This is a genomic window from Aeromonas sp. s10, from assembly GCF_040907975.1.
GTDB classification, from domain to species: domain Bacteria; phylum Pseudomonadota; class Gammaproteobacteria; order Enterobacterales; family Aeromonadaceae; genus Aeromonas; species Aeromonas caviae.
The window spans coordinates 45,286-57,692 of the sequence record NZ_JBFOCV010000030.1; the positions used below are offsets into that span (position 1 = coordinate 45,286).

The following is a 12,407-nucleotide window of genomic DNA, read 5'->3' on the forward strand; positions in this document are numbered from 1 at the left end:
TCGCGTCCTACCCTCCGGTGAGTCCTGACCTGCCTGCCACCCTTATACCTGCAGCCAGAAGGTGACGGGGCCGTCGTTGAGCAGCCTGACCTTCATGTCGGCGGCGAAGCGGCCGGTTTCGGTCGGCACGCCGCTCTCCCTGGCGCGGGCCACGAAGTACTCATAGAGTCGCTCGGCATCTGCGGGATGGGCGCCACCGGAAAAGCTGGGTCTCATCCCCTTGCCGGTATCCGCCGCCAGGGTAAACTGGGAGACCACCAGCAGGCTGCCACCCACCTGACTCATGTTGAGGTTCATCTTGCCGTTCTCGTCAGAGAAGATGCGATAGCCGCTCACCTTGTGCAGCAGCTTGTCGGCTTTGGCCTCGTCATCCCCCTGCTCCACCCCGAGCAGCACCAGCAACCCCTGGCCGATGGCCCCGGTCACCTCTCCCTCTACCGTTACGCTGGCCTCGCTGACCCGCTGAATCAGTGCAATCACATCCCTCTCCTCTCAAAACAGCACGACCGCCCATCCTGCGGGATGAGCGGTCGTCGATGCTACCAATAATTGCCCTGCCCGGGCCAACGTCTTTGTGCCGGGATCCGGTGTGATGGCCGGCCGGCGTCAGGCCAGCTCCTCTGCACCGGGCTTCTCGTACTCCCCGAGGCAGGCGGTGGTCTCGGCCCCCAGCAACACCACCAGCCAGCTCAGATACACCCAGACGAACAGGATGGGAATGGTCGCCAGGGCGCCATAGATGGCCTGGTAGGAGGGGAAATTGGTGATGTAGATGGCAAAGCCGCGCTTGGCCAGCTCGAACAGGGTGGCCGCCACCAGGGCACCGATGAAGGCGTGGGTCAGCCGCACGCGGCAGTTGGGCACCACGGTATAGATCAGCAGGAAGGTGAGCACGGAGAAGAGGAACGGCAGGCTGCGCAGCAGCAGATAGCCGATACCGAACAGGCTGTCAGCCGCGAACAACCTGAGCGAGAGAATGTAGGAGGAGATGGCGATGCTGGCACCGATGAGCACGGGGCCTAGGGTCAGGATCATCCAGTACATGGCGAATGCCTGGGCCAAGGGCCGGCTTCGGGTGGACCGCCAGATGTAGTTGAGGTTCTTGTCGATGGCCGAGATGAGCATCAGGGCCACCACGATCAGGGCACCGATACCGACGGCCGTTGTGTTGGTGGCGTTGGCCACGAAGCCATCGATGTACTCCTTGAGCATCTCGCCGGCGGTGGGGACGAAGTTGTGATAGACGAACTGCTCCATCGCCTGCTTCAGGCTCTGGAACACCGGAAAGGCCGACATCATGCCGAACACCACGGCGATCATGGGCACCAGGGAGAGCAGAGTGACATAGGCCAGGTAACCGGCGGTCACCGTCAATCTGTCCTGCTGGAAGCGGCCCCAGACAAACTGGGCGAAGTGGGCACCATCGTGGCGCAAGAAGGAGAGTGCATGGGCCAGACGGCCGCGGATCTGCTGCTGCATCTTGTTTCTCGTAAGCGTGATCATGCAGACATTGTGTCAGATAGGGTGGTCATTTGGCCACCCGCAGACCGGCCGGATGCGCCTCCATCGGGCTCAGGCACCATGCGCCCTCATGTCGAGCCCATAAAAAAAGAGGCCATAAGGCCTCTCTTTGGTCTGTCGATGAACAGCTATCGATCAAGCACGACCAGCACGCTTGCGATCCATCTCGGTCAGCAGTTTCTTGCGGATACGGATGGCTTTCGGGGTGATCTCGACCAGCTCGTCGTTGTCGATGAACTCGAGAGCCTGCTCCAGGGTCATGCGGATCGGCGGAGTCAGCACCTGGGCTTCGTCGGTACCGGAGGCACGCATGTTGGTCAGCTGCTTGCCTTTCAGGCAGTTGACGGTCAGGTCGTTGGAGCGGGAGTGGATCCCGATCACCTGACCTTCGTACACTTCGGTCGCGTGACCGATGAACAGACGACCGCGGTCTTGCAGACCGAACAGGGCGAAGGTCAGGGCCTTGCCGGTGGCGTTGGAGATCAGCACGCCGTTCTGACGCTCACCGATGCTGCCACCCTTGTGCGGACCGTAGTGGTCGAAGGTGTGATACAGCAGACCGGTACCAGAGGTCATGGTCAGGAACTCGGTCTGGAAGCCGATCAGGCCACGGCTCGGGATGATGAAGTCCAGACGGACGCGACCCTTGCCATCCGGGGTCATGTTGGTCATCTCGCCTTTACGCAGACCGAGCTGCTCCATCACGGAACCCTGATGCGCTTCTTCCACGTCCACAGTAACGGTTTCGAACGGTTCTTGCAGTTCGCCGTCCACGGTACGCAGGATAACTTCCGGACGGGATACCGCCAGTTCGTAACCTTCGCGACGCATGTTTTCGATCAGGATGGAGAGGTGCAGTTCACCACGGCCGGAGACGCGGAACTTGTCCGGATCTTCGGTCTCTTCCACGCGCAGGGCCACGTTGTGGACCAGTTCCTGGTTCAGACGCTCCAGAATGTTGCGGGAGGTGACGAACTTGCCTTCTTTACCGGCGAACGGCGAGGTGTTGACCTGGAAGGTCATGTTCACGGTCGGCTCGTCAACGGAGAGCGGCGGCAGGGCTTCGACGGCACTGTTGTCACAGATGGTGTCGGAGATCTTCAGCTCGCCCAGACCGGTGATGGCGATGATGTCGCCCGCTTGCGCGTCGGTCACTTCGGTACGGGACAGGCCCAGGTAGCCCAGCACCTGACCGACCTTGCCGGTACGCGGTTTGCCGTTGGCACTGACGATGGTGACCTGCTGGTTGGTCTTGACGCGACCACGAGTGATGCGGCCGATACCGATGACGCCCACGTAGGAGTTGTAGTCCAGCTGGGAGATTTGCATCTGGAAGGCACCGTCAACGTCGCCCTTCGGGGCTTCCACGTTGTCGACGATGGCCTGGAACAGGGGTTCCATGTTCTCGGACGGGACGTCCTGATCCAGGGTGGCCCAACCGTTCAGTGCAGAGGCGTAAACAACCTTGAAGTCCAGTTGCTCATCGGTGGCACCCAGGTTGTCGAACAGATCGAAGACCTGATCCATTACCCAGTCAGGACGAGCACCCGGACGGTCGATCTTGTTGATGACCACGATGGGCTTCAGACCCTGGGCGAACGCCTTCTGGGTCACGAAACGGGTCTGCGGCATCGGGCCGTCAACGGCGTCGACCAGCAGCAGCACAGAGTCAACCATGGAGAGTACGCGCTCAACTTCACCACCGAAGTCGGCGTGACCCGGGGTATCCACGATGTTGATGCGATAGTCGTTCCAGCGGATCGCAGTGTTCTTGGCGAGAATGGTGATGCCACGTTCCCGTTCCAGATCATTGGAGTCCATGATCCGTTCCTGACCTTCGCTGGTGCGATCCAGAGTGCCGGATTGCTGCAGCAGCTTATCAACCAGAGTCGTTTTGCCGTGGTCAACATGCGCAATAATCGCAATATTGCGTAAATTCTCTAACATTCTCGCCTCAAATCACCGGGTAAAATTGGGCGCTAATTGTACTCTCGCCTTTGTGATCTGCCTAGCAGAATTGCAACACATTCACACACAACAAAGGATCAGGATCATGGACCCCGCGGCAAAAGGCTGCTTAGATGGCCTGGATACGCTGGCGCACCATCTCGGTGCACCAAAACGATCCAAGGTTGCACCACTTTAATGCAGCAACCGGCATGAGAACGGGTTTCTCGACAGCCTGAAACGGTGCAAGTGCCCTGAAATCAAGCTGTCACAAACTTGGCACGATACTGGCTTATGTGAATGTGACGACGCATTCACCCAAAGAGTTTTAACACCGGAGGTTACTTAGCATGTCAGCCCAGAACGTTTTGGCCCTGATCCAGGAACACGAAGTCAAGTTTGTTGATCTGCGTTTTACCGACACCAAGGGTAAAGAGCAGCACGTATCCATCCCTTCCCACCAGGTTGACGAAGACTTCTTCGAAGACGGCAAGATGTTCGATGGTTCCTCCATCGGCGGCTGGAAGGGCATCAACGAGTCTGACATGGTGCTGATGCCGGACCCGGCTTCCGCCAAACTGGACCCGTTCACCGAAGAGACCACTCTGAACATCGTCTGTGACGTGCTTGAACCCGCCACCATGCAAGGCTATGACCGTGATCCGCGCTCCATCGCCAAGCGTGCCGAAGATTTCCTGAAGTCCAGCGGCATCGCTGACACCGTGCTGTTCGGGCCGGAGCCGGAATTCTTCATGTTCGACAACATCACCTTCTCCAACACCATGGGCCACAGCTTCGTGAAGATCGAATCCGAAGAAGCTGCCTGGAACTCCGGTACCGACTACGAGCACGGCAACAAGGGTCACCGTCCGTTCGTCAAGGGTGGTTACTTCCCGGTTGCCCCGGTTGACTCCTCCCAGGACATCCGTGCCGCCATGTGCCTGGTGCTGGAAGAGATGGGCCAGGTCGTCGAAGCTCACCACCACGAAGTGGCGACTGCCGGTCAGAACGAGATCGCAACCCGCTTCAACACCCTCACCCTGAAGGCTGACGAAGTGCAGGTCCTGAAGTACGTGATCCACAACGTGGCCCACGCCTACAACAAGACCGTCACCTTCATGCCGAAACCCATGTTTGGCGACAACGGCTCCGGCATGCACTGCCACCAGTCCCTGGCCAAAGACGGCGTCAACCTGTTCGCAGGCGACCTGTATGGCGGTCTGTCCGAGATGGCACTGCACTACATCGGCGGCATCATCAAGCACGCCAAGGCCATCAACGCCTTCGCCAACCCGACCACCAACTCCTACAAGCGTCTGGTGCCGGGCTATGAAGCACCGGTCATGCTGGCCTACTCCGCCCGCAACCGCTCTGCCTCCATCCGTATCCCGGTCGTGCCGAGCCCGAAAGCCCGCCGCATCGAAGTACGCTTCCCGGATCCGGCTGCCAACCCGTACCTGGCCTTCGCTGCCCAGCTGATGGCCGGTCTGGACGGTATCATCAACAAGATCCATCCGGGCGATGCCATGGACAAGAACCTGTACGATCTGCCGCCGGAAGAAGCCGCTGAAGTGCCGACCGTTGCCGGTTCCCTGGACGAAGCGCTGTCCGCACTGGATGCAGACCGTGAGTTCCTGACCCGTGGTGGCGTGTTCAGCGATGACTTCATCAACTCCTACCTGGAACTGAAACAGCAGGATGTTGACCGCGTGCGCATGACCCCGCACCCGCTGGAGTTCGAGCTGTACTACTCCGTCTAATCCGCTTTCCCATGACAAACCCGCCATCTGGCGGGTTTTTTTCATTCTGGCAACGGAAATACCGCCGAACGGGCACGATCATGCAGAAAGATGATCCCGTTCACGGAGCCGTACCACCCTCGGCTGTTCACACCCCGACCCCGTGGTTTTTCTCTGATAGGATTAAGGTGAACCCCGTCAAGGAGAGATGGATGAACACTGTACCCTGGCTGCTGAGCCTCCTGCTGATGGCCTCCTGTTCCGCACAGGCCGCCCGCGTCTACTCCTGGGTCGATCCCCAGGGGGTGACCCACTACACCGATGCCCCCCCTCCCGGTAAAAGCGCAAAAGAGGTGGACCTGCGGGTCTCGCCGCTCATCGGCACAGCCCCCCACTCGGTCCAGGTGGACAACTTCAACAGCCTGACCGGTGTCGATGCCAGGAAAGCCCTGGAAGCGGCTCCCCTGGAGATCGATCTCATCTCTCCGGAACCGGGCAGCACATTGCGCGACAATACCGGCAACATCGTCTTCCAGGGCGAGATCTCTCCCCAGGTCCCGGTGCAATACGATGTTCGCCTGATCCTGAACGGCAAGGCGGTGCCCCTGGTTCACAACAGCCTGGCCATACGGGTGGAAAACCTCGATAGGGGCGCCTATGAGGCACGGCTCGAGTTGCTCGCCAAAGACGGTACGATCCTTGCTAAATCTAAGCCAACCACCTTTTACCTGCACAGGGCGTCGGTGAATCAGGCTCCCAGAGCCGCCCCCAAGGCCAATTAGGGGTGATGTGACGCACCGATGCGGGTAAACTTGATGCACTATATTGGTGCATTCTAGGTGTACAGCACCGTTTTAGGGAGAAACCTGTGCCAACCCGCTCGGACAACGCCAAGACACTCTTGGACAACCTGCTGACCGCCGTCATTCTCATGGATGAACGTCTCTGCATTCAATTCGTCAACCCGGCGGCAGAGCAGCTGCTTTCCCTCAGCGAACGACGACTGATCGGCATCGAACTGCCCCACCTGCTGGAACACATCTCTCTCGATCTGCAGCGTTTCAAACAGTGCCTCATTTCGGGGCAGGGCTTCACCGACAGCGAAGTCACCCTGGTGGTGGAGGGGGAGCCCAGGCTGGTGGAGATCAGCGTCAGTCCCATGGCCGATCATGAACAGCGACTGATGGTGGTAGAACTGCGCAAGATCGATCAGCAGAAGAAGATCAGCCAGGAGCTGCAGCAACACGCCCAGCAGCAGGCCGCCAAGGAGCTGGTGCGCGGCCTGGCGCACGAAATCAAGAACCCCCTGGGGGGATTGCGCGGCGCGGCCCAACTGCTGCAAAAGGAGTTGCCCGACCCGGCCTTGCGTGAATACACCGGCATCATCATCGAGCAGGCCGATCGCCTGCGGGTGCTGGTCGACAGGTTGCTCGGCCCCCAGCGTCCCGGCCGTCACCAGATGCACAACGTTCACTCCGTGCTGGAGCAGGTGCGCCGTCTGGTGGACCTGGAGCTGCCGCCGCAGATCCGCATCGAGCGGGACTACGACCCCAGCATCCCCGAATTCGAGATGGAATCGGACCAGCTGCAACAGGCGTTCCTGAACATAGTGCGCAACGCCGCCGAGGCCCTTGGGGATCAGGACGGCCTCATCCGCATCAAGACGCGCACCGCCTTCCAGATCACCATCCATGGCCAGCGCTATCGCCTGGCGGCCGAAATCAAGATCATCGACAACGGCCCCGGCATTCCCGACGCCATTCGCGACACCCTCTTCTACCCCATGATCACCGGCAAGGAAGGGGGAACGGGCCTGGGCCTCTCCATCGCCCAAAACCTGATCGATCAGCACAAGGGTCGCATCGACTGCATCAGCTGGCCGGGCCACACCGAATTCACCATTTATCTACCACTTCGCAAATAAGGGAACCTCATGACAGCAAAAGTGTGGATCGTCGATGACGACAGCTCCATCCGGTGGGTTCTGGAGCGCACCCTTGGCAGCGAAGGCTTCGAATGCGAAAGTTTCGCCGACGGCGAAGCCCTGCTGAGTTCACTGGAGATGCGCTCACCGGACGTGATCCTCTCTGATATCCGCATGCCGGGCATCGACGGCCTGAGCCTGCTGGAGCAGATCCATCGCCGCCAGGCCGATCTGCCCATCATCATCATGACGGCCCACTCGGACCTCGACAGCGCGGTCAACGCCTACCAGCGCGGTGCCTTCGAATACCTGCCCAAGCCGTTCGACATCGACGAAGCGGTCACCCTGGTACGCCGGGCCGAGAACCACCTCAAGGAGCAGCGGACCAAGCGCAAGGCTCGCCAACAGGAAGCCACCACCACCCCGGAGATCATCGGCGAAGCCCCTGCCATGCAGGAGGTGTTCCGCGCCATCGGCCGGCTGTCGCGCTCCAGCATCTCGGTGCTCATCAACGGTCAAAGCGGTACCGGCAAGGAGCTGGTTGCCCATGCCCTGCACAAGCACAGCCCCCGGGCCCACAAGAACTTCATCGCCCTCAACATGGCGGCCATCCCGAAAGATCTCATCGAATCCGAGCTGTTCGGTCATGAGAAGGGAGCCTTCACCGGCGCCAACAACATTCGTCACGGCCGCTTCGAACAGGCCGATGGCGGCACCCTGTTTCTCGACGAAATAGGCGACATGCCGCTGGACGTGCAGACACGGTTGCTGCGGGTACTGGCGGACGGGCAGTTCTACCGGGTTGGCGGCCACCAACCGGTGCAGGTGGATGTGCGGATCATTGCCGCCACCCACCAGAATCTGGAGAAGCGGGTCGCCGACGGCGAGTTTCGGGAAGACCTGTTCCACCGCCTCAACGTCATCCGCATCCATATTCCGGCCCTCAAGGAGCGCCGGGAGGACATCCCCCAGCTGGCCCAGCACTTCCTGCTGCGAGCCGCCAAGGAGCTGAACGTGGAGGCCAAGAGCCTGCACCCGGATACCCAGACCTACATCAGCCGCCTCCCCTGGCCGGGCAACGTGCGCCAGCTGGAGAACGTCTGCCGCTGGCTGACGGTGATGGCCTCGGGCCAGGAGGTGCTGGTAGGCGATCTGCCCACCGAGCTGCTGACGCCCATCACCAGCACCGCCGAGCCGGGCCAGCCCGCCCTGACCGGTGGCTGGCAGCAGCAGTTGCAGGACTGGGTGGCCGCCAAGCTGGCCCTGGGGGAGACCGATATCCTGGCGGATGCCATGCCCCAGTTCGAACGGATCATGCTGGAGACGGCACTGGATCACACCCACGGTCACAAGCAGGAGGCTGCCCGCCTGCTCGGCTGGGGCCGCAATACCCTGACCCGCAAGCTCAAGGAGCTCGACATTCCCTGAGCCTGCGGGAAAAACGATTCCCATCACGCCTTGAGGGAAAGCCTGACCAATCACACCCCGTTTGCTTGCAAACGGGGTATCTTTTTCAGGCGCCCCGCCTAGAATGGCAGGCTTTCCAACCCGACTCGCAGAAGGTGCCCCATGATTGACAGATCCCTCCCCCTGACCGACCTGCATCGCCATCTGGATGGCAACATCCGCCCGCAGACCATTCTCGAGCTGGGACGTCAGCACAACATCCGACTGCCAGCCGATGAACTGGAAGCCCTGCGCCCGCACGTGCAGATCGTCGAGAACGAGCCGAGTCTGGTGGCCTTCCTGAAGAAACTGGACTGGGGCGTGGCCGTGCTGGCCGACTACGATGCCTGCCGCCGGGTCGCCTACGAAAACGTGGAAGATCTGCTGCGTGCCGGGATCGACTATGCCGAGCTGCGTTTCAGCCCGGCCTACATGGCGATGACCCACAAACTGCACCCGCAGGGTGTGGTCGAAGCCATCATCGACGGCGTGGCCGCAGGCAGCCGTGACTTCGGCATCAAGACCAATCTCATCGGCATCATGAGCCGTACCTTCGGCACCGAGCAGTGCAAGCAGGAGCTGGATGCCTGTCTGGCTCATCGCGATCGCCTGGTCGCCATCGATCTGGCCGGCGACGAACTGGGCTTCCCGGGCGAGCTCTTCACCGACCACTTCCGCCGGGTGCGGGATGCAGGCATGCGGGTCACCGTACACGCTGGTGAAGCCGCTGGCCCCGAGAGCATGTGGCAGGCCATTCGCGAGCTGGGAGCCGAGCGCATCGGCCACGGCGTCAAGGCCATCCAGGATCCGGCCCTGATGGCCTATCTGGCCGAACACCGCATCGGCATCGAGTCCTGCCTCACCTCCAACCTCCAGACCACCACGGTGGCGAGTCTGGCCGATCACCCGATCCGCCAGTTCCTGGCCGCCGGCGTGCTGGCCTGCCTCAATACCGACGATCCGGCGGTGGAGGGGATCGATCTGCCCCATGAATACGAGGTGGCGGCCCCGGCTGCCGGCATGACGGTGAGCGAGATCCGCACCGCCCAGCAGAACGGCCTGACCCTGGCCTTCCTGAGCGAAGCCGAGAAGGCCGAGCTGAGTGCCCGTGCGGCTCAACGTTGAGCAGGGGTAAAACCCAATAAAAAAACCGCCGAAAGGCGGTTTTTTTATTGTCCCACGACATTGCCCGGCCTAGATCACCCGGGAGAACTGCTGCTGGCGCGCCTTGCTGCGCAGGTAGACATCGAAGCACATGCAGATGTTGCGGATCAGCAGCTGACCGGTGGAGACCACCTCCAGCCCCTCTTCGGTCATGCGCACCAGACCGTCGTCGATGAAGGTCTGCAACAGCTTGAGATCCTCGGCAAAATACTCCTTGAACACCAGGCCGTGGGCCTGCTCCACAGCGGCGAAGTTCAGGGAAAAATCGCAGATGAGGCGCTTGATCACCTCACGACGGATCAGATCGTCCCGATTGAGGGAGCACCCCTTCCACTGGGCATGGCCCAGTGACTCGACCTGGGCGTAGTAGGTTTTGAGATCCTTCTGGTTCTGGGAATAGGCATCCCCCATCATGCTGATGGAAGAGACCCCCAGCCCCAGCAGATCGCAATCCCCCTGGGTGGTATAGCCCTGGAAGTTGCGATGCAGCTTGCCCTCGCGCTGGGCGACGGCCAGCTCGTCATCGGGCTTGGCAAAGTGGTCCATGCCGATGAACTGATAACCCTGGCCGGTCAGGAAGGCAATGGTGTCCTGCAGCATGGCCAGCTTCTCCTGCGGCGCCGGCATGTCCGCTTCTTTCAGCTTGTGCTGGGCGGCAAAACGGCTCGGCAGGTGGGCATAGTTGAAGATGGAGAGGCGGGCCGGGTCGGTCTTGAGCACCTCTTCCAGGGTGTGATGGAAGCTCTCCCGGTTCTGGTGCGGCAGACCGTAGATGAGATCCAGATTGGTGGAGCGGAACCCCAGCTCGCGGGCACGAACCAGCATGGCGCGGATGAAGTCGTTGTCCTGCTCCCGATTGACCGCGACCTGGACCGCCTTGTTGAAGTCCTGAACGCCAAGGCTGATGCGGTTGAAACCGAGCTCCCGCAGCACATCCAGCATGGACAATTCGATCTCGCGGGGATCCACCTCGATGCTGATCTCCCCCTCCTCGGCGAAGTGGAAGTGCTCCCGCAACATGGCCATCAGGCGACGAGTCTGGGGTTCGCTCAGATAGGTGGGTGTGCCGCCACCCCAGTGCAGCTGGGTGACCAGTCTCTCCTTGAACAGGGGGGCCTGGGCCTTGATCTCCTGTTCGAGGTAGTCGAGGTATTGATCTGCCTTGTGCTGGTGCCGGGTAATGACCTTGTTGCAGCCGCAGTAGTAGCAGAGCTTGTGACAGAAGGGGATATGCACGTAGAGCGACAGATTGCGTGCAGGATACTGGCCCGCTGCCTGGACAAAGTCCGGATAGCCGAACCCCTCGTTGAACTCCAGCGCAGTGGGATAGGAGGTGTAACGCGGACCACTGTAGTTGTATTTTTCGATCAGGGCCTGATCCCACACAATCTGTTCTGCTTGCACGCTTGCTTCCTCTGTCTTTGTCATGGGCTCACCGGCTTAACTGAAAATCCTTCAGTCTGGCGACATCCTCAAGGATCTGCGCCTCCAGCTCGGCCTCGTAGCCGCTGCGTTCGAGATCCATCTTCATCACTTCATTGCGCTTGAGTGCCCGCCTCGCCTCATGGGTCGGCATCTCTTTCACCTTCTCATAGAGGCCGTAGAGCCCCGGGAACTCGGTGGCAAAGGCGCGGCCCCCCTTTATTTGCAAGGCATCCAGCAGATTGGTCAGCCGGATGGCACCTTCTGAGTAGTCGCACTGACCATCTCGTACCGCGTGGGCGATCACCCTGACACTCTCCAGGATCCGCTCGTTGCGGGCCGTAATGGCATGCTGCTGCATCTCTTGCTGGCGTTTGAGACGCGCCATCAGGGTGCCGGCATAGACGGCCAGCCCCAGCAAAATCAGGCCACCCAACAGGGCGGCCAGCATCCATCCACTCATCACTTTTTCTTCGGCTCGGGTTTGGCTTCAGGCTGGTAGTCTGCCTGAGAGAAACGCTCCCACAGCTCCTCTTCGGAGGCAGGCTGACTCGGCTCGTCAAAATCGGCATCATCAAAATCCATGTCGCCATCTTCGTCATCGTCGTTGTCGATGATACCGAGCTCGTCCATCAGCTCCTGATAACGGTCAACCCGCTGATCGACCCATGCCTGCTCTGCGGCCTCCAGGGTTTCACCGGCATCCAGACGATCCAGCAAGGCATTGAGGCGATCATCATTCTCGATGGACGCCAGCTCCTGCTCGGGGGTCATCACCACCCGCTTCTCTTTCGCAGGCTTGGTCGCCACCGGCTTGCTGCCCTTCTCGTCGGCAATCAGCGCGATGGGCTTGCGAGAGCCGATGCGTGGATCCTTGGCCTGCTTGGAGCCGCTCTTTTTGCCCGCCTGCTCGACCTGTTGGCGGGAGCCCGCCTTCAGGCCCTTGCGCTTGGCGGCGCGCTTGCGCTCACGACCTTCCTGGGCACTGGCATCTGATTCTTTGCGCTTGCCGGTAGGCTTGCGGTTGGGTTGTTTGGCCGACATGAATGACTCCGACAAATAACTGAATGGAAACCCCCGGAGCGTGTCGTCCGGGGAGGATGCTGAAGCGGGGAACAGTAAATATGGAACAAGAGTGGGATCCCGCACCAATTCGACCACTTTGGGCCGCTGAACACCGCAGGATCGGCATCCTCTGGGCATGTTGCTGGTATTTTGACACAGAATGTCTTGGCGGGTTAATG

Annotated in this window: 11 protein-coding genes; 5 read left to right on the plus strand and 6 right to left on the minus strand. The window is 60.6% G+C overall.

Annotated elements, in window-relative coordinates; genetic code table 11:
* Positions 1-42: 42 nt before the first annotated feature.
* From dtd to typA, 3 genes are all read right to left on the minus strand, one after another.
* Positions 43-480 carry a D-aminoacyl-tRNA deacylase gene (dtd, locus tag AB5Y59_RS08485; RefSeq protein WP_268452190.1) on the minus strand — a complete coding sequence of 146 codons (438 nt, stop codon included), beginning with the start codon at positions 478-480 and terminating at the stop codon, positions 43-45.
* 126 nt (positions 481-606) lie between these two features.
* The gene (locus AB5Y59_RS08490) at positions 607-1,479 is read right to left on the minus strand and encodes a virulence factor BrkB family protein (RefSeq protein ID WP_039039511.1); all 873 of its coding nucleotides are present in this window, start codon (positions 1,477-1,479) and stop codon (positions 607-609) included.
* A 177-nt stretch (positions 1,480-1,656) separates the two neighbouring features.
* On the minus strand, positions 1,657-3,468 hold the full coding sequence (gene typA / locus AB5Y59_RS08495) for a translational GTPase TypA (protein WP_043153538.1): 1,812 nt from the start codon (positions 3,466-3,468) through the stop codon (positions 1,657-1,659).
* Between the two features lie 350 nt (positions 3,469-3,818).
* Here typA and glnA point away from each other — a divergent pair, with 350 nt between their 5' ends.
* The 5 genes from glnA (at position 3,819) to add (ending at position 9,702) form a co-directional block, all read left to right on the plus strand.
* On the plus strand, positions 3,819-5,228 hold the full coding sequence (gene glnA / locus AB5Y59_RS08500; RefSeq protein ID WP_010672526.1) for a glutamate--ammonia ligase: 1,410 nt from the start codon (positions 3,819-3,821) through the stop codon (positions 5,226-5,228).
* 191 nt (positions 5,229-5,419) lie between these two features.
* Entirely contained in the window at positions 5,420-5,989 is a 570-nt protein-coding gene (locus tag AB5Y59_RS08505) for a DUF4124 domain-containing protein (protein WP_010672525.1), read from the plus strand.
* Positions 5,990-6,075: 86 nt separating this feature from the next.
* Complete coding sequence (gene glnL, locus AB5Y59_RS08510; RefSeq protein WP_010672524.1) at positions 6,076-7,131, plus strand: nitrogen regulation protein NR(II); 1,056 nt, start codon at positions 6,076-6,078, stop codon at positions 7,129-7,131.
* Positions 7,132-7,140: 9 nt separating this feature from the next.
* On the plus strand, positions 7,141-8,559 hold the full coding sequence (gene glnG, locus AB5Y59_RS08515) for a nitrogen regulation protein NR(I) (RefSeq protein ID WP_010672523.1): 1,419 nt from the start codon (positions 7,141-7,143) through the stop codon (positions 8,557-8,559).
* A gap of 141 nt (positions 8,560-8,700) precedes the next feature.
* Positions 8,701-9,702, plus strand: coding sequence for an adenosine deaminase (gene add / locus AB5Y59_RS08520; RefSeq protein ID WP_010672522.1), 1,002 nt, complete (start codon positions 8,701-8,703; stop codon positions 9,700-9,702).
* A 69-nt stretch (positions 9,703-9,771) separates the two neighbouring features.
* Here add and hemN read toward each other — a convergent pair whose 3' ends face one another.
* Genes hemN through yihI form a run of 3 tightly spaced genes read right to left on the minus strand, consistent with a single transcriptional unit; the run spans position 9,772 to position 12,207 of the window.
* Positions 9,772-11,145, minus strand: coding sequence for an oxygen-independent coproporphyrinogen III oxidase (gene hemN, locus AB5Y59_RS08525; RefSeq protein WP_080767919.1), 1,374 nt, complete (start codon positions 11,143-11,145; stop codon positions 9,772-9,774).
* A 28-nt stretch (positions 11,146-11,173) separates the two neighbouring features.
* Entirely contained in the window at positions 11,174-11,614 is a 441-nt protein-coding gene (locus AB5Y59_RS08530; protein WP_043153541.1) for a DUF2489 domain-containing protein, read from the minus strand.
* An 11-nt stretch (positions 11,615-11,625) separates the two neighbouring features.
* Entirely contained in the window at positions 11,626-12,207 is a 582-nt protein-coding gene (gene yihI / locus AB5Y59_RS08535) for a Der GTPase-activating protein YihI (protein ID WP_039039515.1), read from the minus strand.
* Between the last annotated feature and the right edge of the window lie 200 nt (positions 12,208-12,407).